General features: G+C 55.8%; 28 protein-coding genes. 21 read left to right on the top strand and 7 right to left on the bottom strand.

The window, feature by feature from the left end; all coding sequences use genetic code 11:
* Positions 1 to 21: 21 nt before the first annotated feature.
* The 4 genes from rpoH to ftsY all read right to left on the bottom strand — a co-directional run bounded on the left by rpoH (position 22) and on the right by ftsY (position 4417).
* Positions 22 to 876, bottom strand: coding sequence for an RNA polymerase sigma factor RpoH (gene rpoH / locus HV213_RS01860; RefSeq protein WP_181484603.1), 855 nt, complete (start codon positions 874 to 876; stop codon positions 22 to 24).
* Between the two features lie 256 nt (positions 877 to 1132).
* Positions 1133 to 2191: a permease-like cell division protein FtsX gene (gene ftsX / locus HV213_RS01855; RefSeq protein WP_112214873.1), complete on the bottom strand. Its 1059-nt coding sequence runs from the start codon at positions 2189 to 2191 to the stop codon at positions 1133 to 1135.
* Positions 2184 to 2852 carry a cell division ATP-binding protein FtsE gene (gene ftsE / locus HV213_RS01850; protein WP_142513353.1) on the bottom strand — a complete coding sequence of 223 codons (669 nt, stop codon included), beginning with the start codon at positions 2850 to 2852 and terminating at the stop codon, positions 2184 to 2186. The genes ftsX and ftsE overlap by 8 nt, the downstream gene beginning before the upstream one ends.
* Positions 2853 to 2854: 2 nt before the next feature.
* Positions 2855 to 4417 carry a signal recognition particle-docking protein FtsY gene (ftsY, locus tag HV213_RS01845; RefSeq protein ID WP_181484602.1) on the bottom strand — a complete coding sequence of 521 codons (1563 nt, stop codon included), beginning with the start codon at positions 4415 to 4417 and terminating at the stop codon, positions 2855 to 2857.
* Positions 4418 to 4610: 193 nt separating this feature from the next.
* On the opposite strand from ftsY, the gene rsmD reads away from it, so the two are divergent.
* Both rsmD and HV213_RS01835 read left to right on the top strand, forming a co-directional pair.
* Positions 4611 to 5207: a 16S rRNA (guanine(966)-N(2))-methyltransferase gene (gene rsmD / locus HV213_RS01840; protein WP_181484601.1), complete on the top strand. Its 597-nt coding sequence runs from the start codon at positions 4611 to 4613 to the stop codon at positions 5205 to 5207.
* Positions 5197 to 5475, top strand: coding sequence for a DUF1145 family protein (locus tag HV213_RS01835; protein ID WP_110274894.1), 279 nt, complete (start codon positions 5197 to 5199; stop codon positions 5473 to 5475). Before rsmD ends, HV213_RS01835 begins: the two co-directional genes overlap by 11 nt.
* Before the next feature lie 14 nt (positions 5476 to 5489).
* Here the strand turns inward: HV213_RS01835 and HV213_RS01830 are convergent, their stop codons facing one another.
* Positions 5490 to 5849 carry a DUF2500 domain-containing protein gene (locus HV213_RS01830; RefSeq protein WP_181484600.1) on the bottom strand — a complete coding sequence of 120 codons (360 nt, stop codon included), beginning with the start codon at positions 5847 to 5849 and terminating at the stop codon, positions 5490 to 5492.
* Positions 5850 to 5979: 130 nt separating this feature from the next.
* Here HV213_RS01830 and HV213_RS01825 point away from each other — a divergent pair, with 130 nt between their 5' ends.
* Positions 5980 to 6606 (top strand): lysoplasmalogenase, encoded by a 627-nt coding sequence (locus HV213_RS01825; RefSeq protein WP_181484599.1) that lies wholly within the window; start codon positions 5980 to 5982, stop codon positions 6604 to 6606.
* Positions 6607 to 6684: 78 nt separating this feature from the next.
* Positions 6685 to 8889, top strand: a complete 2205-nt coding sequence (gene zntA / locus HV213_RS01820; RefSeq protein WP_181484598.1) for a Zn(II)/Cd(II)/Pb(II) translocating P-type ATPase ZntA — start codon at positions 6685 to 6687, stop codon at positions 8887 to 8889.
* Between the two features lie 107 nt (positions 8890 to 8996).
* On the opposite strand, the gene tusA is transcribed toward zntA, so the two are convergent.
* Complete coding sequence (gene tusA / locus HV213_RS01815; RefSeq protein WP_004106582.1) at positions 8997 to 9242, bottom strand: sulfurtransferase TusA; 246 nt, start codon at positions 9240 to 9242, stop codon at positions 8997 to 8999.
* Between the two features lie 166 nt (positions 9243 to 9408).
* Between tusA and HV213_RS01810 the strand changes: the two genes are divergently transcribed.
* Together HV213_RS01810 and HV213_RS01805 are read left to right on the top strand one after the other, a co-directional pair.
* Positions 9409 to 10074 carry a 7-cyano-7-deazaguanine/7-aminomethyl-7-deazaguanine transporter gene (locus HV213_RS01810; RefSeq protein WP_181484597.1) on the top strand — a complete coding sequence of 222 codons (666 nt, stop codon included), beginning with the start codon at positions 9409 to 9411 and terminating at the stop codon, positions 10072 to 10074.
* Between the two features lie 73 nt (positions 10075 to 10147).
* Entirely contained in the window at positions 10148 to 10705 is a 558-nt protein-coding gene (locus tag HV213_RS01805) for a DcrB family lipoprotein (RefSeq protein WP_110274889.1), read from the top strand.
* Here HV213_RS01805 and HV213_RS01800 read toward each other — a convergent pair whose 3' ends face one another.
* On the bottom strand, positions 10706 to 11926 hold the full coding sequence (locus HV213_RS01800; RefSeq protein ID WP_181484596.1) for an MFS transporter: 1221 nt from the start codon (positions 11924 to 11926) through the stop codon (positions 10706 to 10708).
* 340 nt (positions 11927 to 12266) lie between these two features.
* On the opposite strand from HV213_RS01800, the gene HV213_RS01795 reads away from it, so the two are divergent.
* The 15 genes from HV213_RS01795 to HV213_RS01725 all read left to right on the top strand — a co-directional run bounded on the left by HV213_RS01795 (position 12267) and on the right by HV213_RS01725 (position 25223).
* On the top strand, positions 12267 to 13316 hold the full coding sequence (locus HV213_RS01795) for an AI-2E family transporter (RefSeq protein WP_181484595.1): 1050 nt from the start codon (positions 12267 to 12269) through the stop codon (positions 13314 to 13316).
* Positions 13317 to 13727: 411 nt separating this feature from the next.
* Positions 13728 to 14117 carry an LptM family lipoprotein gene (locus HV213_RS01790; protein WP_181484594.1) on the top strand — a complete coding sequence of 130 codons (390 nt, stop codon included), beginning with the start codon at positions 13728 to 13730 and terminating at the stop codon, positions 14115 to 14117.
* A 74-nt stretch (positions 14118 to 14191) separates the two neighbouring features.
* The gene (locus HV213_RS01785; protein ID WP_181484593.1) at positions 14192 to 15253 is read left to right on the top strand and encodes a class I SAM-dependent methyltransferase; all 1062 of its coding nucleotides are present in this window, start codon (positions 14192 to 14194) and stop codon (positions 15251 to 15253) included.
* 76 nt (positions 15254 to 15329) lie between these two features.
* Positions 15330 to 16055 carry a beta-ketoacyl synthase chain length factor gene (locus tag HV213_RS01780; RefSeq protein WP_181484592.1) on the top strand — a complete coding sequence of 242 codons (726 nt, stop codon included), beginning with the start codon at positions 15330 to 15332 and terminating at the stop codon, positions 16053 to 16055.
* Positions 16052 to 16867, top strand: a complete 816-nt coding sequence (locus HV213_RS01775) for a lysophospholipid acyltransferase family protein (RefSeq protein WP_181484591.1) — start codon at positions 16052 to 16054, stop codon at positions 16865 to 16867. The genes HV213_RS01780 and HV213_RS01775 overlap by 4 nt, the downstream gene beginning before the upstream one ends.
* The gene (locus HV213_RS01770) at positions 16848 to 17105 is read left to right on the top strand and encodes a phosphopantetheine-binding protein (protein ID WP_024131035.1); all 258 of its coding nucleotides are present in this window, start codon (positions 16848 to 16850) and stop codon (positions 17103 to 17105) included. The genes HV213_RS01775 and HV213_RS01770 overlap by 20 nt, the downstream gene beginning before the upstream one ends.
* 12 nt (positions 17106 to 17117) lie before the next feature.
* Entirely contained in the window at positions 17118 to 17369 is a 252-nt protein-coding gene (locus HV213_RS01765) for an acyl carrier protein (RefSeq protein WP_181484590.1), read from the top strand.
* A gap of 6 nt (positions 17370 to 17375) precedes the next feature.
* Positions 17376 to 17957: a COG4648 family protein gene (locus tag HV213_RS01760; RefSeq protein WP_181484589.1), complete on the top strand. Its 582-nt coding sequence runs from the start codon at positions 17376 to 17378 to the stop codon at positions 17955 to 17957.
* Positions 17954 to 19303 (top strand): AMP-binding protein, encoded by a 1350-nt coding sequence (locus tag HV213_RS01755; RefSeq protein WP_181484588.1) that lies wholly within the window; start codon positions 17954 to 17956, stop codon positions 19301 to 19303. Before HV213_RS01760 ends, HV213_RS01755 begins: the two co-directional genes overlap by 4 nt.
* The gene (locus tag HV213_RS01750) at positions 19290 to 19643 is read left to right on the top strand and encodes an ApeI family dehydratase (protein ID WP_181484587.1); all 354 of its coding nucleotides are present in this window, start codon (positions 19290 to 19292) and stop codon (positions 19641 to 19643) included. The genes HV213_RS01755 and HV213_RS01750 overlap by 14 nt, the downstream gene beginning before the upstream one ends.
* Complete coding sequence (locus HV213_RS01745) at positions 19634 to 21325, top strand: glycosyltransferase family 2 protein (RefSeq protein ID WP_181484586.1); 1692 nt, start codon at positions 19634 to 19636, stop codon at positions 21323 to 21325. Before HV213_RS01750 ends, HV213_RS01745 begins: the two co-directional genes overlap by 10 nt.
* Before the next feature lie 2 nt (positions 21326 to 21327).
* Positions 21328 to 21750 carry an acyl-CoA thioesterase gene (locus HV213_RS01740; RefSeq protein ID WP_181484585.1) on the top strand — a complete coding sequence of 141 codons (423 nt, stop codon included), beginning with the start codon at positions 21328 to 21330 and terminating at the stop codon, positions 21748 to 21750.
* Positions 21747 to 22352 carry a LolA family protein gene (locus tag HV213_RS01735; RefSeq protein WP_181484584.1) on the top strand — a complete coding sequence of 202 codons (606 nt, stop codon included), beginning with the start codon at positions 21747 to 21749 and terminating at the stop codon, positions 22350 to 22352. The genes HV213_RS01740 and HV213_RS01735 overlap by 4 nt, the downstream gene beginning before the upstream one ends.
* Positions 22321 to 24642 (top strand): MMPL family transporter, encoded by a 2322-nt coding sequence (locus HV213_RS01730; RefSeq protein ID WP_181484583.1) that lies wholly within the window; start codon positions 22321 to 22323, stop codon positions 24640 to 24642. The genes HV213_RS01735 and HV213_RS01730 overlap by 32 nt, the downstream gene beginning before the upstream one ends.
* Positions 24639 to 25223 carry a DUF3261 domain-containing protein gene (locus HV213_RS01725; RefSeq protein WP_181484582.1) on the top strand — a complete coding sequence of 195 codons (585 nt, stop codon included), beginning with the start codon at positions 24639 to 24641 and terminating at the stop codon, positions 25221 to 25223. Before HV213_RS01730 ends, HV213_RS01725 begins: the two co-directional genes overlap by 4 nt.

The following is a 25223-nucleotide window of genomic DNA, read 5'->3' as shown; positions in this document are numbered from 1 at the left end:
CGGGGGGCGCTGGCGCTCAGATTAGGCTTCGATAGCAGCGCGCAGTTTTTTCATTGCGTTCTTTTCAAGCTGACGTACACGTTCAGCCGAAACGCCGTAACGATCTGCCAGTTCCTGCAGCGTGGACTTGTTATCTTCGTCCAGCCAGCGGGCGCGGATAATATCCTGGCTACGCTCGTCGAGGCCCTGCATCGCGTCGGTCAGCTTATTCGCCGCCTGCTCTTCCCAGTTATCGTCTTCAATGCCGTCGGCAAAGTTAGACGTTTTATCCTGCAGATAGAGCACCGGTGCCATCGGCTGGCTATCGGACTCATCATCCGACGTCATATCGAAGGTCATGTCCTGCGCTGCCATACGTGACTCCATCTCACGCACGTCTTTGCTCGACACGCCCAGCTCACGGGCAACCATTTCCACTTCATCCTGGTTGAACCAGCCCAGACGCTGCTTAGTTTTACGCAGGTTAAAGAACAGCTTACGCTGCGCTTTAGTGGTCGCGACCTTCACGATACGCCAGTTACGCAGCACGTATTCGTGAATTTCCGCTTTGATCCAGTGCACGGCGAAGGAAACCAGGCGCACGCCCACTTCTGGGTTAAAACGGCGCACGGCTTTCATCAGGCCGATATTACCTTCCTGAATCAAATCCGCCTGCGGCAGGCCATAGCCCGAGTAATTACGAGCAATATGAACAACAAAGCGCAGGTGAGACAGGATCAGCTTTTTCGCTGCTTCCAGATCGCCCTGGTAATGCAGCTTTTCAGCAAGCTCCCGCTCTTCATCAGCCGATAACATCGGCCAAGTGTTCGCAGCCCGGATGTACGATTCCAGGTTACCAACGGGGGCTAAGGCTAAAGTTTGCATATCTTTGGTCATTCAAATCCTCTCAATCGATATCTTCTGACATCATTCTGTCCTCACAACGGAGCAACAAACATGCCAGCATTGATGAGCAACGAGAATATCACTCACATTAGTATCAGACAGTGATTTTATCCACAAGTTCCATGCAATGATGTGTATAGATTACGCACAAAATGTGACATGGAGATGAACTAAAGGGAAGAGCCGACAGGGACTCTTTCCCTGCAGAGAGACATTCAGTGCAGGGAAAGATTATACCAGATTTTTATTACTCGGGAGTAAAGTGACGTAAATGTTGAACGGTTGCCAGCCAGGCCGCAACCCAGCCAATCATCGAACAAACCAGCAGCATCAACAGGCATTCATCGAAACCTAAACCACTGAGCTCGAACTGAGTACCGAACACTTTCGCCACTTCGGTGACCGCCGACGACAACCGCATCACCATAATTTCTGACAGAATCAGCGACAAAAATGCGCCGGAGAAACCTAACAGCGCGCCGCCGTACAGGAATGGACGCAGAATAAAGCCATCGGTCGCGCCAATAAGTTTCTGCACATTGATGGTATCGCGACGGGCAAAGATGCTTAAACGCACGCTGTTGCCGATAACCAGGAATACCGCCGCAATCATCAGCACGCCGATCATCGCCGAAACGCGCCCAACCAGCCCGGTCAACGACGAGAGCCGCGCAAACCAGCTGTCATCCATACGCACTTCATCAACGCCCTGAACATGACTCACGCGGTCGCGCAGCGTGTTCAGCGCCTCAACGCTCTGGAAATCAATCTTCGGCACCACAATCGCGACCGCCGGCAGCGGGTTTTCTTCCAGCATATCCAGCGCGCCGCCAAAACCCGACCAGTTACGGAACTCGCCAAGGGCTTCATCGCGCGACAAGTAGTTTACCTTTTCCACGCCCTGCTCGGCCTGTAGCTGGCCAACAACCCTTGCTGCGGCATCGTCATCCAGCGTTTTTTCCAGATAGACGGTGATTTGCGGCGTCGGATAATACTGCGTCGCGGCGGTGCTGACGTTTTTGTACACCATGTAGCACACGCTCGGTAGCGTCAGTGAAATGGCGATCACCATTACCGTCAGGAAAGTCGCCAGCGGCGTGCTTTTCAGATCCTGAAGCGCGCCGTTCCAGGCGTAGCGCACCTGTTCATTAAACACGTTACTCTTACGGGAAGCCGGATTCGGTGCCGCTTTTGGCCGTTTTGACGAATTGCGCCCGCCGCTACCGCCTGCGCCCGTCGTGTTGCGAAAACGATCGAATCGATTACCGAACCGGCGAATGTGGTTCATTGCTTCGCGTTTATTCACCGATGCGGCCTCCATGCATATGCCCGTCGCTGAGGGACAGGACGCGGTACGGACGGCTGGAGATAAGCCCCAGGGCATGCGTTGCCATCAGAACCGTCACCCCAACGCGGTTAAACTCTTCAAACAGACGTAAAATCCCTTCCGACAGCGCTTCGTCGAGGTTACCCGTCGGTTCATCCGCCAACAGCACCGCAGGCTTGTTCACCACCGCGCGGGCAATCCCCACACGCTGCTGCTCACCACCCGAAAGCTGAATGGGAAGGTTTTTCGCTTTGTCCAGCAGACCCACTTTATCCAGCGCCGCCGATACGCGACGACGAATATCATCTCCGCTGGCACCCGCAATGATCAGCGGAATCGCCACGTTATCAAATACGGTGCGATCCATCAGCAGGTGGTGATCCTGGAAAATCATACCGATTTGGCGGCGCAAAAACGGCACCTCACGGCTTTTGAGACGGCTAATATCGTGGCCGCCAAATAAGATTTTCCCGGCGCTGGGCCGTTCAATACCGCAGATAAGCTTCAGCAGGGTACTTTTCCCCGCGCCGGAATGGCCGGTCAGAAACGCCATCTCGCCTGACTGCAGGTGGAAATTGACCCCCTGCAGCGCTTGTCTCCCACCGAGATAGGCTTTGCTGACTTGTTCAAAGCGAATCATTCTTAATCCTCTCGGGCAAAAAGTGCCTCAATAAAGTCGCCCGCATTAAACGGACGCAGATCTTCAATACGTTCGCCAACACCGATATAGCGAATTGGAATACTGAACTGGTCAGCAACCGAGAAGATAACCCCGCCTTTGGCGGTACCATCCAGCTTAGTCAAGGTGATACCGGTCAGTCCAACCGCTTCATGGAACAGTTTGGCCTGGCTAATCGCGTTCTGCCCGGTGCTGGCGTCAATCGTCAGCATGACTTCATGCGGCGCATCGACATCCAGTTTTTTCATGACGCGGACAATCTTCTTCAGTTCTTCCATCAGGTGCGATTTATTCTGCAGGCGGCCTGCGGTATCGGCAATCAGGACATCAACATTACGCGCCTTCGCCGCCTGGATGGCATCGAAAATCACCGATGCTGAGTCCGCACCGGTGTGCTGTGCAATCACTGGAATATTGTTACGCTGACCCCAAACCTGGAGCTGTTCAACGGCTGCCGCACGAAAGGTATCCCCTGCCGCAAGCATCACCGATTTACCCTGCTGCTCGAACTGACGCGCCAGCTTGCCGATGGTGGTGGTTTTACCGACACCATTGACGCCGACCATCAGAATAACAAATGGCGTTTTGCCTTCAACGTTTAGCGGCTCGTCCACTTTAGCAAGAATATCGCCCATCTCTTCTTTCAGCAGGCCGTATAGCGCTTCCGCGTCGCGAAGCTGTTTACGGCTGGCGCCTTCGGTAAGATTAGCGATGATCTTACGGGTGGTCTCCACGCCAACATCGGCAATCAGCAGTTGCTCTTCCAGCTCTTCAAACAGATCATCGTCGATTTTCTTGCCGCGGAACAAGCTGATAAATCCGGAACCGAGGTTCTGTTTGGTTTTTACCAGGCTACGTTTGAGGCGAGCGAAGAAGCCTTCTTTGGTCGGTTTTTCTTGCTCAAGCTGCGTGACGACGGTTTCATCCGGCACCACTTCAATGGCATTTTCTGCCGCATCCGCTGCTGCCAGGGCCTGCGCTTCCAGCTCTTCGTCAGAAATTTCCGGCTCCGCGTCGTCTTCTATCGGTTCTTCAACCGTCAGCGCTTCAACGACCACAACTTCCGGTTCGGCAATCACCTCTTCCGGTATATTTTCAGCCACCGCTTCAGCAACAACCGGCTCGGCGATGACTTCTTCAATCAGTGGCTCGGCAACGGCTTCTTCAGGCACCGGCTGTTCCACAATCTCCTCAACCACAACTTCAGGTTGATAAGCGACCGGTGGGACGATATTTTCTTCAGCAACCGGGGCTTCAACGACCGACTGCGGCTGCTCGTTCTCCACAACCTGCTCGGTTACCTCAACGATATCGGCAGCGAAGGCTTCCGCATCTTCTTTTTCCGCAGTAGGCGCTTCAATCGTTTCAGGCGCAACAACCGCTTCCACTGGCGATTCAGCCGCCGGAGATTGCTCTTCAACCTCTTGCTGAGCTTCTACTTTTTGTTCTGTTTCTGTTCCCTGCGCCTGCTCTTTTTGTCCAAAGCCCAGCCAGGAAAAGAAGCCACGTTTCTTGTCTTTCGCCATTTGCGACTACACTCCTCGCTGTTTATTCATGGCACAGCTTCGGCATATCTGTCGCGGAAGCTGAAAAAATGATGAAATTAGTCGGATAGTCTACCACTTAACTTAACTCGCATCACCGCCCCCGGATTAAGGTTTCGTCAACCGCTATCGATCGTTAGAATAGCAGCCCGGAAGTTGAGACTTGAGCAAAAAAATGAAGAAACCAAACCACGCAGGCAGCGGCCAGATCCGCATTATCGGCGGGCAATGGCGAGGCCGCAAATTACCGGTGCCGGAGAGCCCGGGTCTGCGCCCGACAACCGACCGGGTTCGCGAAACGCTTTTTAACTGGCTATCACCCACCATCGTCGACGCAAAATGCCTCGACTGCTTCGCCGGTAGCGGTGCACTGGGCCTTGAAGCTCTATCCCGCTACGCGGCGAACGCCACGCTGCTGGAAATGGAGCGCGGCGTCGCCCAACAGTTGCAAAAGAATCTGGCCACGCTGAAGGCCAGCAACGGTAAAGTCGTCAATACCAATACCTTAGCGTTTCTTTCTCAGACAGGTACGCCGCACGATATCGTGTTTGTCGATCCCCCTTTCCGTAAAGGGCTACTCGAAGAGACGCTGAAATTGCTGGAAAGCAACGGCTGGCTTAACGATGAAGCACTAATCTACATTGAGAGTGAAGTCGAAAACGGCTTACCGCCGGTGCCTGCAAGCTGGCATCTGTACCGAGAGAAAGTGGCCGGACAGGTCGCCTACCGCCTTTACCAACATGAGGTCCAGGGAGAAAACCATGCTGATTAATTTTGGCCGCTTGCTGATGCTGTGCGTGTGGGCGTTTTTATTGCTGAATCTGTTTCAACCGTTCCCAAAGCCGCTGAATATCTTCGTTAACGTGGCGCTGATCTTTATGATCCTGATGCACGGTCTGCAGTTGACGTTGCTGAAGGCGACGCAGACGAAAGAGATGCCGCCGCTGGGGCGCTTCGAGCAGGTTCGGATTTTCGTCTTCGGCGTGTTCGAACTGGTTGCCTGGCAAAAGAAGCTCAAGGCGACCCTGAAGAAGAAGTAGTCATCAAATATGGCTCAGGGGTCCGGCGTAAACGCCATAAACTGCGAGCCCTTGTAGCTCAGCGTGCCTTTATCGCCGACGCTCAGCGCATGATACTGCGGTGCCTGCAAACGAAAAACCACTTCCAGCCCGCCAGCTTCCGGCCTGAAGCTGGCCTCATAACGCATCTCGCTGCCGGCAGGCGTCACCGTCTGCTGGCGTGAGCGACGATCGTTAAGCACCTTCTCCCGCTTGTTGCTCACCACCACCCGCTTTTGTAACAGCGGCGCGGCTTCGTTCTCCATCTTTTCCCGACGCTGCTGCACATAACGATACGATGCGGCGACCACAATGACGGCAACGGCAACCATAAAAAAAAGCGGAACTTTACTCATTCACCTTGCCCCCAGGAATTATCAGGAATAAGAGTATTACATTGTCATCTTCCTCAGCAAACCACTACACTGAGATTCAGAACTGTCAGTACACTCACTTACTTAATGATAACAGATACAGGGACTTACTATGCTTTGGTCATTTATTGCTGTCTGTTTCTCCGCATGGCTTTACGTCGATGCATCTTATCGTGGGCCCGCCTGGCAGCGTTGGGTGTTTAAGCCCGTCACGCTGATCCTGCTGCTGTTACTGGCCTGGCAAGCGCCAATGTTCAACGCCATCAGCTATCTGGTGCTGGCCGGTCTTTGCGCCTCGCTGGTTGGCGACGCGCTCACGTTGCTGCCTCGCCAGCGGGTGATGTACGCCGTGGGAGCGTTCTTTCTCTCGCATCTGCTCTACACCATTTGGTTTGCCAGTCAGCTAACGCTGTCGTTCTTCTGGCCGCTGCCGCTAATCTTGCTGATCCTCGGCGCTCTGCTGCTGGCGATTATCTGGACCCGACTGGAAGAGATGCGGATGCCGGTGTTTACCTTTATCGGCATGACGCTGGTCATGGTCTGGCTGGCCGGTGAGTTGTGGTTCGCCCGCCCAACGGATACCGCGCTGTCGGGCTTCGTTGGCGCAGCATTCCTGCTGCTGGGCAACGCCGTCTGGCTTATCAGCCATTATCGCCGTCGTTTCCGTGCCGATAACGCCATCTCCTCCGCGTTTTACTTCGCCGGGCACTTCCTGATCGTCCGCGCACTTTATTTGTAATTAAGCGCTTGACTCTGGAGTCGACTCCAGAGTGTATCATTCGGGTAATGAGAAAATTATCATTACCCGGAGGGTCCTATGTCGACTCCAGAATCGCAGGATAAAAAAGTCCCACAATTCTCTTCATTAAAATTCGCGCCCGCTGCCCAGCCGCCTGAAAGCTGCTGCACGGACCACGCTTGTACCGCCGAAACCGTCGTCGAAAATGAAGCGCTGAATAACGCGCGCTATAGCTGGATGGTCGAGGGAATGGATTGCGCGGCCTGCGCCCGCAAGGTGGAAACTGCGGTTCGCCAGGTGCCAGGCGTCAGTCAGGTTCAGGTACTGTTCGCGACTGAAAAACTGCTGGTCAGCGCTGATGCCGATATTCGCCCGCAGGTCGAAAGCGCAGTGCGCGCCGCAGGCTACAAACTGCGTGATGAAAACGCGCCACAGCAAGAGGAAAAAACCTCGTGGCTGCGCGAGAATCTGGCGCTTATCACGTTGGTCGTGATGATGGCGCTAAGCTGGGGGCTGGAGCAGTTCAACCATCCCTTTGGCGAACTGGCGTTCATCGCCACCACACTCGTCGGCCTGTGGCCCGTCGCCCGTCAGGCGCTTCGCCTGATTAAAAGCGGAAGCTGGTTCGCCATTGAAACCCTGATGAGCGTTGCAGCTATCGGCGCACTCTTTATCGGTGCGACCGCCGAAGCAGCGATGGTGCTGCTGCTGTTCTTAATTGGCGAACGTCTTGAGGGCTGGGCCGCCAGCCGCGCGCGTCAGGGGGTTAGCGCATTGATGGCGCTGAAACCCGACACCGCAATTCGCATTCGCGACGGCGTGCGCGAAACGGTTGCCCAGCGCGACCTGCGTCCCGGCGACGTGATTGAAGTCGCCGCCGGGGGCCGCCTGCCTGCTGATGGTCAGCTGTTGTCTCCTTTCGCCAGCTTTGATGAGAGCGCTTTGACCGGTGAATCCGTACCGGTAGAACGTAATGCGGGTGAACGGGTGGCGGCAGGCGCAACCAGCGTCGATCGTCTGGTCCAGTTAACGGTTATCTCAGAGCCGGGCGACAGCGCTATCGATCGCATCCTGAAGCTGATTGAAGAAGCGGAAGAGCGCCGGGCGCCAATTGAGCGTTTTATCGATCGCTTTAGCCGCATCTATACCCCGGCGATTATGGTCGTCGCTCTGCTGGTCGCCATCATGCCACCGCTGCTGTTTGCGAGTGAATGGATGCCGTGGATCTACAAAGGCTTAACGCTGCTGCTGATTGGCTGCCCGTGCGCGCTGGTGATTTCCACCCCGGCAGCGATTACCTCCGGGCTGGCGGTAGCGGCACGTCGCGGCGCGTTGATTAAGGGCGGCGCGGCGCTGGAGCAGTTAGGACGCGTGCGCCAGGTCGCGTTTGATAAAACCGGTACCCTGACCATCGGCCAGCCACGGGTCACCGCCATTATCGCAACCGCCGAAATCGTTGAAAACGATCTGCTGGCGCTGGCCGCCGCCGTGGAGCAAGGCTCCAGCCACCCGCTGGCCCAGGCCGTGGTCCGAGAGGCAGCACAGCGCCAGCTCGCCATTCCGCTAGCCCACGCCCAGCGCGCGCTGGCTGGTTCCGGCATTGAGGCGGAAGTAGAAGGCCGTCGGGTGCTAATTTGCGCCGCCAGCAAAAATAGCGACCCGCAGTATGAGGAACGTATTCAGCAACTGGAAAGCGCCGGGCAAACGGTGGTGCTGGTGATGCGCGATGAGGTACTGCTGGGGATTCTGGCGCTGCGCGATACATTGCGCGACGATGCTCGCCAGGCGGTCGATGAGCTACATCAACTGGGCGTTCAGGGGGTGATCCTTACCGGTGATAATCCGCGCGCGGCGGCGGCTATCGCCAGCGAGCTGGGGCTGGAATTTCGCGCCGGGCTGCTGCCTGCGGATAAAGTGCAGGCGGTCATGGCGCTCAACGCGGACGCGCCGCTGGCCATGGTCGGCGACGGTATCAACGATGCCCCGGCAATGAAAGCCGCGACTATAGGTATCGCTATGGGTAGCGGCACCGACGTCGCCCTGGAGACCGCTGACGCAGCGTTAACCCATAACCGCTTAACCGGGCTGGCGCAGATGATTTCGCTGGCCCGCGCCACCCACGCCAATATTCGGCAGAACATCGCCATCGCGCTGGGTCTGAAGGGGATCTTCCTAGTCACCACCCTGCTCGGCCTGACCGGCCTGTGGCTGGCGGTGCTAGCGGATACCGGAGCGACGGTGCTGGTCACCGCCAACGCGTTGCGGCTATTACGTAAGAAGTAAGCTGAAAGTCCCGGGGGCGGCGCTTGACGCGCCTTGCCCGGGCTACAGGCTGGTTTTTGTAGCCCGGACAGGTGCGCAGCACCGCCTCCGGGGAAACCTGAAGCAGATCAGTGGCTTTTACGAATCAGATAACGGTACGGCAGCGCCTCGGTTTCCTGCGCCAGCAGCTCGTGTTCCATAAAGCGGCAAAAACCGGGGATATCGCGGGTGGTTGCCGGATCGTCGGCAACAATCAGCAGCGTCTCGCCCACCGGCATCGTACGCACGGTCTTACGCACCATCATCACCGGTTCCGGGCAACGAAGCCCCTGCGCATCAAGAGTATGGTCAGGGCTGGAGAAAAGTTCGCTCATTTTCATCTCATATCAACAAAACGCCCCTAGTTTACCCCCAGTTCATCAGTACGCAAGCCAGGTTAACGTTTGCGCGAAAAACAACCATTGCATTACGCACCCAACGCAGTATCATGCAGCCGTTTTTATTGGGTTCCCTCACCCCAACCACTAAAAAGGTCACAATATGAGTCCGTTTACTTCTATTCAGCGTAAAAAAGCGCTGATCTGGCTATCGCTTTTCCATCTGCTGGTCATCACTTCCAGTAACTATCTGGTGCAGCTACCGATCTCCATCTTTGGTTTTCATACCACCTGGGGCGCGTTCAGCTTTCCGTTTATTTTCCTTGCCACCGATCTTACGGTGCGGATTTTCGGCGCTCCGCTGGCGCGACGCATTATCCTCGCGGTCATGATCCCGGCGCTGGTGATCTCCTACGGGGTTTCTGCGCTGTTCTATATGGGTGAATGGCAGGGTTTTGCCGCCTTAACCAGCTTTAACCTGTTTGTCGCTCGTATCGCCGCCGCCAGCTTTATGGCCTACGCGCTGGGGCAAATCCTCGATGTCCACGTCTTTAACCGCCTGCGTCAAAACCGTCGCTGGTGGCTGGCGCCGACCGCATCGACCCTCTTCGGTAACGTCAGCGATACCCTGGCCTTCTTCTTTATCGCCTTCTGGCGCAGCCCGGACCCGTTTATGGCGGCGCACTGGGGAGAAATCGCCATCGTCGATTATTGCTTCAAAGTGCTGATTAGCATCGTTTTCTTCCTGCCGATGTACGGCATGCTGTTGAATATGCTAATGAAAAAGCTGGCAGATAAATCCGATTTATCGGCATTGCAGCCAGGTTAAGAGTACTCACAGAGTGATGTGATAAGATACGCGGATGAGCCGTTAATGGCCGTTTATCGAAAGGAAGATGTCAATGCGCAATTTGGTTAAATATGTCGGTATTGGCCTGCTGGTTATGGGGCTTGCGGCCTGTGATAACAGTGACACAAAAACGCCGACTGCCGGGGCTGCTGCGGAAAGTAACGCCAGCGGACAACCTATTAGTCTGCTGGATGGCAAACTGAGCTTCTCTCTGCCGGCAGGTATGACCGACCAGAGCGGCAAGCTGGGCACCCAGGCCAACAATATGCACGTCTACTCTGATGCCACCGGCCAGAAAGCGGTGATTGTGATTGTTGGCGACAGCACCAATGAAGATTTGGCCGTGATGGCGCAGCGTCTGGAAGAGCAGCAGCGCAGTCGCGATCCGCAGTTGCAGGTCGTCACCAATAAATCCGTTGAGATTAAGGGTCATACGCTGCAGCAACTCGACAGCATTATCTCCGCGAAGGGCCAGACCGCATGGTCTTCCGTGCTCCTCGGCAAAGTTGACGACAAACTGCTAACCCTGCAGGTTACGCTACCGGCGGATAACCAGCAGCAGGCGCAGACCGAAGCAGAAAACATCATCAATACCCTCGTCATCCAGTAGCTACTGGCCTGACGCTGCGGCCTCCGGTTCACCAACCGGGGGCCGTTTTTTTAACCGCCACCCCAGCAGCAACGCCACCGCAACCAGTCCCGCCGCCGCCAGATAAATCGAAGAAATCCCCGCCCACGCCATCAACAATCCGGCAAGCGGCCCGGTAATCCCCAATGAGAGGTCCATAAACACCGTATAGGTTGCCAGCGCCGATCCCTGATTCTGCTGCGGCACGGCCTTCACCGCCACCACGCCAAGCGCCGGGAATACCAGCGAGAAGCCCGCCCCGGCAAGGAAAGTGCCGATTTTCGCCATCAGCGTCGTCTCCGCCAGCCCCACCAGCAGCAGACCAATAATCTCAACCGTAAAACAGATCATCGCCACGTTCAGCCCGCCAAGACGATTAATCCCGTTAGGGAAAAGCAGGCGGGTGCCGACAAACGCACAACTAAACAGCGTTAACGCGAAGGCCGCGCCATCCCAATCTTTGGCGTCATAAAACAGGGTGATAAAGGTGGCAATAACGCCAAAACCCGCCGAAGCCAGGGCCAGCGCCATCCCGTAGAGCCAGACCCGTCCCAGTACCGCGCGAAACGACATCGCTTTGCCCTTGCCCGCTTTCACCGCTGCACGCGGCAGTGCGCACAGTACCGCCACCAGCGCCACCGCCATAATGGTGAACGCCAGACCGTGCAGGCCGATTAGGGAATAACAAAGCACGCCGAGCGGTGCGCCCATCGCCATTGCGCCGTAGGTCACGATACCGTTCCACGAAATCACTCTGCCGATATGCAGCGAACCGACAACACCGACGCCCCATAGCGTCGAACCTGTGCCTGCAAAGCTTTGTCCGATACCAAGGATAACGCGCCCAAGGCACAGCAGGAGCAAACTCACCATCGGCCAGCCGCCACTAAACGCCGCCAGCAGATAGCACAGCCCGCTAAGAAAGCAGCCGCACAGGCCAAAGACGACGATTTTTTTCGGCCCAAGCAGGTCGGCGTAGCGCCCGGCATGAGGGCGGCTCAGCAGCGTGGCGAAATACTGGAGGCTAATAACCAGACCCGCCCAGAACGCGCTAAACCCCATCACGTCATGAACATAACCCGGCAACACCGCCAGCGGCAGCCCAATCGTCATGTAGCTGGCAAAGTTAAAGATAACCACCGAGACAATCCGCAGATTGAGACGCAGTCCATTGAGTGCCGGTTCGGCAGCGGCTTCAGGCATGGGTTCCACCAGTTTTTTACAACAGTGTTTCATTTTTACCATGCTGCACGCTTTAAATCAGCAGCCAGATTAGGAATATCGGCAGCAAACCAACCGCTACACTTAGAGCCTATCCCAGTAGGCGTTATTGGCGCAGACAGTTTGAACACGGACAGCGCGCAAGAACCGGAGCGTACACGTAGTACGTGAGGATTATTCGCTACGCTCCCCCTTCGGGCCGCCCTGAAGGGCGTTCAAAACTCTGTGAGTTTTGTCTGAGCACTGCCCAGGTTCAAAATGGCAAGTAAAATAGCCCTAATGGGGTGGGCTCTTAATGAAAATCATAAGAAAGGAACCGTTAATGACAACCCCCCAGCCCGATAAAACGGGCATGCATATCCTGCTTAAGCTGGCATCACTGGTCATTATCCTCGCGGGTATTCATGCGGCTGCAGATATCATCGTACAGCTATTGTTGGCGCTTTTCTTCGCCATTGTCCTCAATCCCCTGGTGACCTGGTTTATCCGCCGCGGCATACGTCGCCCGGTAGCCATTACCATCGTGGTTGTGGTGATGCTGATTGTTCTCACTGCGCTTATTGGCGTGCTTGCAGCTTCGGTTAACGAATTCGTCGCGATGCTGCCGAAGTACAATAAGGAGCTGACGGCAAAAGTTCTGCATCTGCAGGAGATGCTGCCATTTTGGCATACCCATATGTCCCCGGAGCGTATGCTACAGCGCATCGATTCCGATAAGCTGGTCACCCTGACGACGGCGCTAATGACCGGGCTGTCGGGCGCTATGGCCAGCGTCATCCTGCTGGTTATGACCGTCGTCTTCATGCTCTTTGAAGTGCGCCATGTCCCCTACAAGCTGCGCTTTGCGCTTAATAATCCGCAAATTCATATCGCCGGTCTCCATCGGGCGTTGAAAGGGGTCTCACATTATCTGGCGCTGAAAACGCTGCTCAGTCTGTGGACCGGGGTTATCGTCTGGTTAGGGCTGCTGTTAATGGGAATTCAGTTTGCGCTGATGTGGGGAGTCCTGGCTTTTCTGTTGAACTATGTGCCCAATATTGGTTCGGTGATTTCCGCCGTTCCGCCAATGATTCAGGCGCTGCTGTTTAACGGTTTTTATGAATGCCTGCTGGTTGGCGCACTCTTTTTAGTTGTTCATATGATCATCGGCAATATTCTGGAACCGCGCATGATGGGGCACCGTCTTGGGATGTCTACGCTGGTGGTTTTCCTCTCATTACTGGTTTGGGGATGGCTACTTGGCCCGGTGGGTATGCTGCTTTCGGTGCCGTTAACCAGCGTATGCAAAATATGGATGGAGACCACTAAAGGCGGCAGCAAATTAGCCATATTGCTTGGGCCAGGGCGCCCCAAAAGCCGGCTACCAGGTTAGTCTTTTTACAGCAATAACGGGTTACCGTATTTTGTATTGAAATGCGGTAACCTAAAAAGCATCCATAGAGGCCCTTCTCATTAAAACACCAAAAAACTTAATAATTCGCCTGCTACTCATTAATAATGGATACCTACAGAAAAAGCAGTAAATCATCCCCAACAGATTCTATCCATTGATAGAACGCGTTAATTTACTTATACTTTTTTTCTTGCATTTATATTTTCAACTGGTTTTAATGTACCGCAGAAATCTAATAACACCAGAACATCTGGCTGATATACTCTTTAAAAACAAACAAATGCATTAATCAAATAAAATAATACAGATGGCCTTATTGTATCCAGGTATCGATATACTCAAACGGTGTATAAATTATTTCTTCGACCAATAAATTGATAGGGAGTATTCATGAAAAAGGTTATTCGCTGGGCTGCCGCGATTGCGGTTATCGGTGCTCTGGCTGGCTGCGCACGCACGGCGCCTATTGAGCAAATCCAGACCACGGTAAGCGCAGGCCATACCGAAGCCCAGGTCAAAAAAGCAATTATCAAAGCGGGCGCACAACGCGAATGGATTATGTCAGACGCAGGTCCTGGGGTCATCAAAGCCCGTCAGCAATCACGTGACCATGTTGCCGAAATAAAAATCACCTACTCTGCCACCCGCTATTCCATCAATTACGATAGCAGCCTCAACCTGATGGCTTCCGGCGGAAAAATCCATAGAAACTATAACCGCTGGGTACACAACCTCGATAAAGACATTCAGATTAACCTGGCCGCAGATTCGGCCCTGTAATCCTGTCCCTGAAGTACATGCGGGCCAGTAATGGCCCGCTCCCTCTACTGACACTGTAAAAGGTTGTGCCGAACGTGTACAAAAAGGACTCTCTCAGCGCACTGGATGCCATTACCGAAGCGCAACGTATTGCTTTTGCCCCCATGCTCTTTCAAACCGCATTATGCCTACGCAATTCAGGCATCCTGGATTATCTCGATAAGCAAGGAAAACTCGGCGCAACGCTTGAAGCTATTTGCACGGATTGCGACGTCAATGAATATGCCGTCAGCGTATTGCTGGATATGGGATTAAGCGGACGCATCCTTACCCATAAAGAGGGACAATATTATCTCGCTAAAGTAGGACATTTCTTACTTCATGATGCAATGACCCGAGTAAATATGGATTTTACTCAGGACGTTTGCTATCAGGGATTGTTCTTTTTAGAAAATGCGTTGCAGGAAGGAAAGCCTTCTGGGTTAAAAGTTTTTGGCGACTGGCCAACCATTTATCCCGCATTATCGCAGCTCCCACAGGCGGCGCGTAAAAGCTGGTTCGCATTCGATCATTACTATTCTGACGGCGCTTTCAACGCCGCGCTGCCGTATGTATTCGCCAGTCAGCCTGCAACCCTGTACGATGTAGGCGGAAATACCGGAAAATGGGCGCTGCGCTGCTGCCAGTATGATGAAAATATCGCGGTAACGTTATTAGACTTGCCACAACAAATTGCGCTGGCTCGCGAAAATATAGAAAATGCGGGTCTGTCTCATCGCATTGATTTTCATGCCGTGGATATGCTGAGCGACGAGCGCCTGCCGGGAGAGGCTGATATCTGGTGGATGAGCCAATTTCTTGACTGCTTTTCGCCAGAACAAATTGTCACCATGCTCAGTAATGTGGCGCGCGTGATGAAGCCAGGCGCAAGGTTATGCATTCTGGAACTGTTCTGGGACGCGCAGAAATTTGAAGCGGCCTCATTTAGCCTGAATGCGTCTTCGCTCTATTTTACCTGTATGGCCAACGGGAATAGCCGTTTCTACAGCGTAGAGAAGTTTTACCGCTATCTTGAAATGGCAGGATTCGAGATAGAACAACGCCACGATAATTTAGGCGTCGGGCATACCTTATTGATATGCCAGAAAATAAAATAATAAAGCAGCGCTAAGCGCTGTTTTGGCGTTCAAATTAACGCCAGCAGAATCATTGATCGATCGCGGACGCGAGTGGATGACATTTTCATTAAACATAGTTGACTGGCAAGCCATGGCACCTGGGGTCAATGGCAGCGAACAGTGGCTTCAGTGGTCACGGCATTTGCACGCCATCGATCCAGCGGCCTCCCCGGTAAAGCTTAGCGAGCTGCCGATGATGACCGCCCGTAGACTCAGTTCCGGCAGCAAGCTGGCCGTAGAATGCGGACTGGCGATGCTGCGCCGTCATCATATCGACGCGGTGCTGTACACCAGTCGCCACGGTGAGCTGGAGCGCAATTACCGAATCCTCCACGCGCTGGCAACAGAGCAGGCGCTCTCGCCAACCGATTTCGCCTTATCGGTGCATAACTCCGCCGTGGGTAACCTGACGATTGCCGCAAAAAAACCGATAGTCTCATCGTCGCTTTCTGCCGGACGAGACACCTTCCAGCAGGGCTTATATGAAGTGATGGGCCTGCTACACGCGGGCTATCAGCGCATATTAATGGTCGATTTCGATGGCTTCCTGCCCGAGTTTTATCACCCACAGCTGCCATCTGATATGCCAACCTGGCCCTATGCGACGGCATGGGTGATTGAAGCAGGCAGCGAATGGCAGTGTCAAACTCAGCGCCAAAGCGTGCCCAGCGAAGAGACCGCCCTGCCGCAAAGCCTGCTGTTTTTACGCCACTATTTACAACACGCCGACGCCTTTACGCTCCCCGGCGAGCGCGTTCAGTGGCTATGGAGCCGCGCATGAACGGCGTCTTGTCACAGCTAAACCGTCTCTGGCGAGCGGCGATGACCGGCCTTTGTTTCGCGCTGTTCGGGATTGGTGGGCTGCTACTCTCTCTTGTCTGGTTCAACCTGCTGCTGGTGACGGTCCGCAACAAGGCCCGCCGCCGCCGCCTCGCGCGGCGCAGCATTTCGGCAAGTTTCCGACTCTTTTTAACCGTAGTAAAATCCGTCGGCGTACTCGATTACCGCATTGAAGGGGGCGATATTTTACGCCAGGAGCACGGTTGCCTGGTCGTCGCCAACCACCCTAGCCTTATCGATTACGTCATGCTGGCGTCCGTCATGCCCCAAACCGACTGCCTGGTGAAAAGCGCGCTGCTGAAAAACCCCTTCCTCAGCGGCGTCATTCGTGCCGCGGATTATCTGGTTAACGATCAAGCCGATGCCCTGCTGCCCGCCAGTCGTCAGCGTTTACAGCAAGGCGATACTATTTTGATTTTTCCCGAGGGAACGCGCACGCTTCCCGGCGAAAAAATGACGCTACAACGCGGCGCGGCTAATATCGCCGTGCGCTGTAGCAGCGATTTACGCGTGGTGGTTATCCGCTGCAGCGAGCACATGCTGGGCAAACAGAGCAAGTGGCATGACGCACCGCAAACCAAACCGCGTTTTACCATTACGGTTGGCGAGCGGGTGCAAATCGACCAATTTTACGACGCAAATGTACAAGAACCGGCACTGGCGGCAAGGCAGTTAAACCGGCATCTTTTGCTTCAATTACAATCAGGTACTACGCCTGGCACAGGAATTAATGATGCAAGCGCTCTATCTTGAAATTAAAAATTTGATTATCAACACATTGAACCTGGACGAGCTGTCCGCTGACGATATCGACACTGAAGCAGCGCTGTTTGGCGATGGTCTGGGTCTGGACTCAATCGATGCTCTGGAGCTCGGTCTGGCAGTGAAAAACCAGTATGGCGTGGTGCTGTCGGCTGAGAGCGAAGAGATGCGTCAGCACTTCTTTTCCGTCGCCACGCTGGCATCTTTCATTCACGCGCAACGTGCCTGAGGAGAGTCCGTTATGACCGATCAAAAAGCCATTTACGAAGAAGTCTCCACGCTGTTGGTTAAGCTGTTTGAAATCGACCCGCAGGATATTAATCCCGAGGCGCGCCTGTACGACGATCTGGAGCTGGACAGCATTGATGCTGTCGACATGATCGTGCATCTGCAAAAGAAAACCGGTAAGAAAATCAAGCCGGAAGAGTTCAAAGCCGTGCGTACCGTGCAGGATGTTGTCGACGCGGTAGAACGCCTGCTCAAAGAAGCCTGATTCGTCATGTCAGGCGTTCGCTCGCTACCGGTGGTCCCACTGTTGACGGGCTTACTGCTTCTGGCCTGGCCATTTTTGATTTGGTTTGGGCTGGCGCATAACAGCCTGCACTGGCTGCTGCCTCTGATGGCGCTGCTGCTTTTTTTACGCTTTCGCCAGACCCGGCGACAGGCGGGACCGTTGCGCATTGTCACCCAAGTGGTAGCGATTGCGGGCATGACGCTTTGCATTGCCAGCTATCTGCTTAAAACGCACCAGTTGCTGCTGTTCTACCCGGTGGTGGTCAACGCCGTCATGCTGGCGGTGTTTGGCGGTTCGTTATGGTCATCCATGCCCATCGTCGAACGTCTGGCGCGACTGCGCGAGCCCGCTCTTGCGGATACTGGCGTGCGCTATACCCGCCGCGTGACGCAAATCTGGTGCGCCTTTTTCATCATCAACGGCGGCATTGCGCTGTTTACCGCGCTACACGGTGATATGCCCCTGTGGACGGCCTGGAACGGGATGCTCTCCTATCTGTTGATGGGAACGCTGATGGCGGGCGAATGGTTAGTCCGCCGCCGGGTGATTAAACGAGATACCCAATGAAGCAGCCCCTCCCACTCTCAGAGTGGCTCAGCGCCCAACGTCCAGCCGAGATGCCCATTGCATGGCAGGAAGACTGTACCTGGACACTCAGCCATCTACGCCATGATGTTGACCAGTTGATAACGCACCTGCATCAGCAGGAAGCTGAACGCTGGGCGCTATGCTTTGAGAACAGCTATCTGTTTATCGTGGCGCTGCTGGCGACGCTGCATGCGGGCAAAACGCCGGTGATCCCCGGTCACTGCCGCGTGTCGTTATTAAACGAGCAGCGCGCGCTGTTTGACGGCGTATTGAGCGATAAGTCGCTGGACTGGCAGGGAGCGCAGCTGATTGTCAGCTCTGGCATGGCAACCGCAACGCACGAAATCTCTTTACCAGCGATCCGCGAGGACGCCTTCGTTGAACTCTTTACTTCAGGCTCTACCGGCCAGCCGAAGAGGGTCATCAAGCCCATTAGTCGCCTTGACCGCGAAGCGGCGCTACTCGCCTCGCGCTTTGCCGATCGTCTGGCAGGCTGTCGGGTGGTTGCGTCGGTGGTCCCTCAGCATTTGTACGGTCTGACGTTTCGTATCTTCCTGCCGATGACGCTGGGTTTGCCGCTGCATGCCGCCATGACCTGGTACGCCGAACAGCTAGCCGCCCTAAGCCATGAACATCGCTATGCGTTTATCAGCAGTCCGGCGTTTCTCAAACGCCTCGACAACCAGCTGACGCCTCCACCGGTCGAACTGATTTTGTCCGCAGGCGGCATGCTGCCCTGGCAAGATGCCGCACAGGCCGCCGACTGGCTGCAAGTCTGGCCGGACGAAATTTATGGCAGCACCGAAACCGGCGTTATCGCCTGGCGCCATCGCCAGCAAGACGACGCGGCATGGTTGCCCTTTCCCGGCGTCAGGTTTCATGCTGAAAATGACGCATTTCGCGTGTTTTCTCCGCTGATTGCTGATGATAACGGCCTGTTACTCGACGATACCCTGCATTTTGAAGAAAGCGGTCAGTTTCGCCTGACGGGGCGTCGGGGCCGGATAGTTAAAATTGAAGAGAAACGTATTTCACTTGGCGAAGTGGAGCAGCGCCTGCTGGCGCTGGACGGCATCCTTGAAGCGGCGGTATTGCCAGTGACTCGCGGCAGTCGTCAGGGCGTTGGCGCATTGCTGGTGCTGGACGACAACGCCCGCGAACGCTGGAGTAAAAGCCAGGAGTTAGCGTGGCGTAAAGCGCTGCGCGCGTTGCTTGAGCCGGTTGCTATTCCTCGTTACTGGCGGGTGGTTGACGAAATCCCGGTTAACAGTATGAACAAGCGTGTCTATGCGCAATTACAGGAGTTATTTCATGAAACCCCATGAAATTGAGCGCCATCAGGCACAACCTCAACAGGTAGAGATCGTTTTGCATCTCGACCCTGCTCTGTTCTGGTTTCGTGGACATTTTGCCGTGCAGCCGCTGCTGCCCGGCGTCGCGCAGATGGACTGGGTAATGCACTACGCCACCACGCTGCTCGCCCCCGGCTGGCGTTTTCACAGCATTCAGAACGTGAAATTTCAGGCCCCGCTGCTGCCGGAAACCACCGTCACGCTGACCCTGAACTGGCAAGAAGAGCGCCAGATGCTGAGCTTTAGCTATCAGCGCCATGATGGCGACGCGCGCCACACCACTAGCAGCGGGAAAATCCGGTTATGCCGATAGCCTTCCAGCCCTGCGTACTGATCCCCTGCTACAACCACGGCGCAATGATGGCAAGCGTGCTGGCACGGCTTCAGCCGTTTGGTCTGCCCTGCATTGTAGTGGACGACGGCAGCGACGATGCCACGCGGGATGAACTGGCCCGCCTGGCGGCAGAAGATAAAAATCTGACCTTAATTCGCCTGCCGATTAACTCGGGCAAAGGCGCGGCGACGATCTGCGGCATGCAGGCGGCGGCAGAGGCCGGATTCAGCCATGCGGTGCAGGTTGATGCCGACGGCCAGCACGCCATTGAAGATATTCCTGAACTGCTTGCGCTGGCGGAGCTTCACCCAACAGCGCTGATTTCCGGGCAGCCGATTTATGACGATTCCATACCCCGCTCGCGCCTGTACGGACGCTGGGTGACCCACGTCTGGGTGTGGATTGAAACGCTCTCGCTCCAGCTCAAAGACAGCATGTGCGGCTTTCGGGTTTATCCGGTAGCACCGACGCTACAGCTGGCGCAGCGCGTGACGCTCGGCAAGCGAATGGATTTTGATACTGAAGTGATGGTGCGCCTCTACTGGCAAGGCAACACCAGCTATTTTGTCCCCACCCGCGTCACCTATCCGCTGGACGGGCTATCGCATTTCGATGCCCTCAGAGACAACCTGCGCATTTCACGGATGCACACGCGCCTGTTTTTTGGCATGTTGCCGCGCATCCCGTCGCTGCTATTTCGCCGCACATCGCCACACTGGGCGCGCCAGCAGGAAGTGAAAGGTTTATGGGGGATGCGCCTGATGCTGCTCGTGTGGCGATTACTCGGGCGCAAAGCATTCTCCCTGCTGCTCTACCCAGTGGTTGGCGTTTACTGGCTCACGGCAACCTCCGCCCGCAAAGCCTCGCAAAGCTGGATTGCCCGCGTGCGCGAACAGCTAACTGCACGCCAGATGCCGCTGCCGCCATCGCTCACCAGCTATCAGCACTTCCTGCGTTTTGGCGATGCGATGCTCGATAAAATTGCCAGCTGGCGCGGCGAACTGCGGTTAGGCCGCGACGTGATGTTTACCCCAGGCGCAGAAGAGACGCTCAACGTTAGCTCACCGCGCGGCAAGCTGCTGCTGGCCTCACACCTCGGCGATGTCGAAGCCTGTCGGGCGCTGGCACAATTACAGGGTAGTAAAACCATCAACGCGCTGGTGTTCAGCGACAATGCCCAGCGCTTTAAGCAAATTATGCAAGAGATGGCCCCGCAGGCCGGGCTGAATCTGCTGCCGGTAACCGATATCGGCCCGGATACTGCGATCCTGCTTAAAGAGAAGCTGGATCGCGGCGAGTGGATTGCCATCGTCGGCGATCGTATTGCAGTCAATCCGCAACGCGGCGGCGAATGGCGCGTCTGCTGGAGTCGCTTTATGGGGCAAGCTGCCCCCTTCCCGCAGGGACCTTTTATTCTCGCCTCGATTTTGCGCTGCCCGGTGGATCTGATTTTCGCCCTGCGCCAACGGGGGAAACTGCGTATTCACTGCGAGCCTTTCGCCGACCCGCTACTGTTGCCGCGCACCGACCGGCAAAACGCATTACAGCAAGCCATCGATCGCTACGCCGAACGTCTAGAACACTACGCGCTACAGTCGCCGCTCGACTGGTTTAACTTTTTCGATTTCTGGCAGTTGCCGGATACCAAAAACAAGGAGTAAGGGTGCTTAACGATCCCCGCTTTACGGCTGAAGTCGAGCTGAACATTCCGTTCCACGACGTCGATATGATGGGCGTGGCGTGGCATGGCAACTATTTCCGCTATTTCGAAATTGCCCGCGAGGCGCTGCTGAATCAGTTCGATTATGGCTATCGGCAGATGAAAGAATCGGGCTATCTGTGGCCGGTGGTCGATACCCGCGTCAAGTATCGCAACCCCCTGACCTTTGAGCAGCGCATTCGCGTACGCGCCCGCCTTGAGGAGTTCGAAAACCGTCTGCGCATTGGTTACGAAATTTTCGATGCCGAAACCGGCAAACGCGCGACTACCGGCTACACCATCCAGGTGGCGGTAGAAGAAAAAAGCCGCGAACTGTGCTTCATCAGCCCGGCTATCCTGTTCGAACGTATGGGGGTCACGCCATGAGATACTTACCACTGCTGGCGCTGCTCATCAGTCCTTTCGTCAGCGCCCTGACGCTTGATGATCTACAACAGCGCTTTACCGAACAGCCGGTGGTTCGCGCTCACTTCGATCAAACCCGCACCATCAAGGATCTGCCGCAGCCGCTGCGATCCCAGGGCAAAATGCTGATCGCTCGCGAACAGGGTTTACTTTGGGATCAAACCACCCCGTTCCCGATGCAGTTGCTGCTCGATGACAAACGGATGGTACAGGTGATCAACGGCCAGCCGCCGCAAACCATCACCGCCGAGAACAACCCACAAATGTTCCAGTTCAACCATCTGCTGCGCGCGCTGTTCCAGGCGGATCGTAAAGTGCTGGAAGAGAACTTTCGCGTAGAGTTTGCTGACAAAGGCGAAGGCCGCTGGACGCTGCGCCTGACGCCGATCACCACGCCGCTGGATAAGATTTTCGCAACCATCGATTTAGCCGGAAAAACCTATCTGGAAAGTATTCAACTGAACGATAAGCAGGGCGATCGCACCGATATCGCCCTTTCCCAACACCAACTGACGCCCGCACAGCTGACCGATGACGAACGCCAACGCTTTGCCGCCCAGTAAACGTCCCGCGCTGTTCTGGGGAATCGCCTGCCTGATCCTGCTGGGCATGTTGCTGACGCTGTTGCCTCAGGCACGGCTTAACAGCAGCGTCCTGGCGATGCTGCCAAAACAGGCGCTCGGCGAGATCCCGCCGAGCCTCAACGACGGCTTTATGCAGCGCCTTGACCGGCAACTGGTCTGGCTGGTAAGCCCCGGGAAAAAAGCCGACCCGCAGGTTGCCCGCAGCTGGTTGTCGCTATTACAGAAATCGCAGGCGCTGGCTGAGGTCAAAGGCCCGATGGACGCCGACAGCCAGCAGGCATGGGGCGCCTTCTTCTGGCAGCACCGCAACGGCCTGATCGATAGCGACACCCGCGCACGCCTGCAAAACGGCGGCGAGGCGCAGGCGCAGTGGATTCTTTCCCAACTCTACTCGGCCTTCTCTGGCGTAAGCGGTAAAGAGCTGCAAAACGACCCGCTGATGCTGATGCGCGGCTCGCAGTTGGCAATGGCCAAAAACGGCCAGCGCCTGCGGCTGATGGACGGCTGGCTGGTGGCCCAGGATGAACAGGGCAACTACTGGTACCTGCTGCATGGCGAGCTGGCCGGTTCGTCGTTTGATATGCAGCAGACGCACCAGCTAGTCACCACGCTCAATACGCTGGAAGGTGAGCTCAAGGCGCAATATCCGCAGGCGCAGCTGTTGTCTCGTGGGACCATGTTCTACAGCGATTACGCCAGCCAGCAGGCGAAGCGAGATGTTTCGACCCTCGGCGTTGCCACCCTGTTTGGGGTGATTTTGCTGATTGTGGCGGTGTTCCGTTCCCTGCGCCCGCTGCTGCTGTGCCTGATTTCGATCGGCATTGGCGCGCTGGCGGGCACCGTCGTCACGTTGCTGATTTTTGGCGAGCTGCACCTGATGACGCTGGTGATGAGCATGAGCATCATCGGGATCTCCGCCGACTACACGCTCTACTATCTGACCGAGCGGATGGTGCACGGCGCAGAAACCTCCCCGTGGCAAAGCCTCAGCAAAGTGCGCAATGCCCTGCTGCTGGCGCTGCTGACCACCGTGGCGGCGTATCTGATTATGATGCTCGCCCCCTTCCCCGGCATTCGCCAGATGGCGGTATTCGCGGCGGTAGGCCTGAGCGCTTCCTGCCTGACGGTGATTTTCTGGCATCCGTGGCTGTGTCGTGGGCTGCCGGTGCGCCCGGTTCCGGCGATGGTACTGATGCTACGCTGGCTTGCGGCCTGGCGACGCAATAAAAAGCTTTCCGTCGGCCTGCCGGTGGCGCTGGCTCTCTTCTCACTGGCGGGAATAGCAACGCTGCGCGTGGACGATGATATCTCGCAGCTTCAGGCGCTGCCGCAGGATATTTTGGCACAGGAAAAAGCGATTACCGCGCTGACCGGGCAGAGCGTCGATCAGAAGTGGTTTGTGGTGTACGGCAAATCCGCGCAGCAAACGCTGGAGCGGCTGGAGAGGTTTACCTTAGTACTGGAACAGGCGAAAACCGATGGATTACTCAGCGGGTATCGCACCATTCCGCTGAACTCGCCCGCCCGCCAGCAGCAAGATTTAACGTTACTGAAAGATGCCGCGCCTGCGGTAGCTAAAGCATTACAAAACGCCGGAATGTCAGCGATAAATCCCGATCTTAACGCCATGCCGGTGACGGTCGATGACTGGCTTGCCAGCCCGGCCAGCGAAGGCTGGCGGCTACTGTGGCTGACGCTGGCCGACGGCGAAAGCGGCGTGCTGGTCCCGGTTGAAGGAGTGAAAGACAGCGCAGCAGTGGGCATGCTGAGCAAGCTGTTTCCTGGGGGGATAGCCTGGGTGGATCGTAAAAGCAGCTTTGACGAACTGTTCGCGCTGTATCGCCATATTCTGACCGGCCTGCTATTGGTTGCGCTGGCAGTGATTGCCTGCGGCGCGGTGGTGCGGCTTGGCTGGCGCAAAGGGCTAATCAGTCTCGTGCCATCGGTATTATCGCTGGGCTGCGGTCTGGCGGTGCTGGCGCTGAGCGGCCATGCAGTCAATCTGTTCTCGCTGCTGGCGCTGGTGCTGGTACTCGGCATCGGCATTAACTACACGCTGTTTTTCAGCAATCCGCGCGGCACGCCGTTAACCTCATTGTTAGCGATTACGCTGGCCATGCTAACCACCCTGCTAACGCTGGGGATGCTGGTCTTTAGCGCCACTCAGGCGATCAGTAGCTTTGGCATTGTGCTGGTAAGCGGCATTTTCACCGCCTTCCTGCTGTCACCGCTGGCGATGCCAGGGAAAAAAGAGAAAAAAAGAAGATGATTAATCAGACATTCTGGCGCGCCGCTGCGCTGGTCGCCACGCTGATGCTGGCCGGTTGCAGCCACTCGCAGCCCGAACAAAAAGGCCGACCACAGGCGTGGCTGGAGCCGGGCGCACGCGTGACGCTACCCGCGCCGGGGATCTCTCCGGCGGTCAGTTCCCAGCAGCTCCTCACCGGCAGTTTTAACGGCAAAACCCAGTCGCTGCTGGTGATGCTTAATGCTGATGATAAAAAACTCACCCTGGCAGGCCTCTCCTCTGTCGGTATCCGCCTGTTCCTTGTCACTTACGATGAAAAAGGGCTGCATGCCGAACAATCAATCGTGGTGCCGCAGCTGCCGCCCGCCAGCCAGGTGCTCGCCGACGTGATGCTCAGCCACTGGCCGATTAGTGCCTGGCAGCCACAGCTGCCGAAGGGCTGGACGCTCACCGATATCGGCGACAAGCGCGAGCTGCGCAACGCCCGCGGCAAGCTGGTCACCGAAATCACCTACCTGAACCGCAAAGGCAAGCGCGAGCCCATCAGCATCGAACAGCACGTGTTTAAATACCACATCACCATTCAATACCTGGGTGACTGA

Origin of the sequence: Klebsiella sp. RHBSTW-00484 (assembly GCF_013705725.1) — a bacterium.
In the GTDB taxonomy this organism is placed as follows: Bacteria; Pseudomonadota; Gammaproteobacteria; order Enterobacterales; family Enterobacteriaceae; genus Klebsiella.
Note: the sequence above shows the minus strand (reverse complement) of the source record. Positions and strands in the feature narration are given on the sequence as shown.

Excerpts from the sequence above, each read along its gene's own strand:
- rpoH (WP_181484603.1), bottom strand. The coding sequence starts at position 876 with ATGACCAAAGATATGCAAACTTTAGCCTTAGCCCCCGTTGGTAACCTG.
- ftsE (WP_142513353.1), bottom strand. The coding sequence starts at position 2,852 with ATGATTCGCTTTGAACAAGTCAGCAAAGCCTATCTCGGTGGGAGACAA.
- ftsY (WP_181484602.1), bottom strand. The coding sequence starts at position 4,417 with ATGGCGAAAGACAAGAAACGTGGCTTCTTTTCCTGGCTGGGCTTTGGA.
- rsmD (WP_181484601.1), top strand. The coding sequence starts at position 4,611 with ATGAAGAAACCAAACCACGCAGGCAGCGGCCAGATCCGCATTATCGGC.
- HV213_RS01835 (WP_110274894.1), top strand. The coding sequence starts at position 5,197 with ATGCTGATTAATTTTGGCCGCTTGCTGATGCTGTGCGTGTGGGCGTTT.
- HV213_RS01830 (WP_181484600.1), bottom strand. The coding sequence starts at position 5,849 with ATGAGTAAAGTTCCGCTTTTTTTTATGGTTGCCGTTGCCGTCATTGTG.
- HV213_RS01825 (WP_181484599.1), top strand. The coding sequence starts at position 5,980 with ATGCTTTGGTCATTTATTGCTGTCTGTTTCTCCGCATGGCTTTACGTC.
- zntA (WP_181484598.1), top strand. The coding sequence starts at position 6,685 with ATGTCGACTCCAGAATCGCAGGATAAAAAAGTCCCACAATTCTCTTCA.
- tusA (WP_004106582.1), bottom strand. The coding sequence starts at position 9,242 with ATGAGCGAACTTTTCTCCAGCCCTGACCATACTCTTGATGCGCAGGGG.
- HV213_RS01810 (WP_181484597.1), top strand. The coding sequence starts at position 9,409 with ATGAGTCCGTTTACTTCTATTCAGCGTAAAAAAGCGCTGATCTGGCTA.
- HV213_RS01805 (WP_110274889.1), top strand. The coding sequence starts at position 10,148 with ATGCGCAATTTGGTTAAATATGTCGGTATTGGCCTGCTGGTTATGGGG.
- HV213_RS01800 (WP_181484596.1), bottom strand. The coding sequence starts at position 11,926 with ATGCCTGAAGCCGCTGCCGAACCGGCACTCAATGGACTGCGTCTCAAT.
- HV213_RS01795 (WP_181484595.1), top strand. The coding sequence starts at position 12,267 with ATGACAACCCCCCAGCCCGATAAAACGGGCATGCATATCCTGCTTAAG.
- HV213_RS01790 (WP_181484594.1), top strand. The coding sequence starts at position 13,728 with ATGAAAAAGGTTATTCGCTGGGCTGCCGCGATTGCGGTTATCGGTGCT.
- HV213_RS01780 (WP_181484592.1), top strand. The coding sequence starts at position 15,330 with ATGACATTTTCATTAAACATAGTTGACTGGCAAGCCATGGCACCTGGG.
- HV213_RS01775 (WP_181484591.1), top strand. The coding sequence starts at position 16,052 with ATGAACGGCGTCTTGTCACAGCTAAACCGTCTCTGGCGAGCGGCGATG.
- HV213_RS01770 (WP_024131035.1), top strand. The coding sequence starts at position 16,848 with ATGCAAGCGCTCTATCTTGAAATTAAAAATTTGATTATCAACACATTG.
- HV213_RS01765 (WP_181484590.1), top strand. The coding sequence starts at position 17,118 with ATGACCGATCAAAAAGCCATTTACGAAGAAGTCTCCACGCTGTTGGTT.
- HV213_RS01760 (WP_181484589.1), top strand. The coding sequence starts at position 17,376 with ATGTCAGGCGTTCGCTCGCTACCGGTGGTCCCACTGTTGACGGGCTTA.
- HV213_RS01755 (WP_181484588.1), top strand. The coding sequence starts at position 17,954 with ATGAAGCAGCCCCTCCCACTCTCAGAGTGGCTCAGCGCCCAACGTCCA.
- HV213_RS01750 (WP_181484587.1), top strand. The coding sequence starts at position 19,290 with ATGAAACCCCATGAAATTGAGCGCCATCAGGCACAACCTCAACAGGTA.
- HV213_RS01745 (WP_181484586.1), top strand. The coding sequence starts at position 19,634 with ATGCCGATAGCCTTCCAGCCCTGCGTACTGATCCCCTGCTACAACCAC.
- HV213_RS01735 (WP_181484584.1), top strand. The coding sequence starts at position 21,747 with ATGAGATACTTACCACTGCTGGCGCTGCTCATCAGTCCTTTCGTCAGC.
- HV213_RS01730 (WP_181484583.1), top strand. The coding sequence starts at position 22,321 with ATGACGAACGCCAACGCTTTGCCGCCCAGTAAACGTCCCGCGCTGTTC.
- HV213_RS01725 (WP_181484582.1), top strand. The coding sequence starts at position 24,639 with ATGATTAATCAGACATTCTGGCGCGCCGCTGCGCTGGTCGCCACGCTG.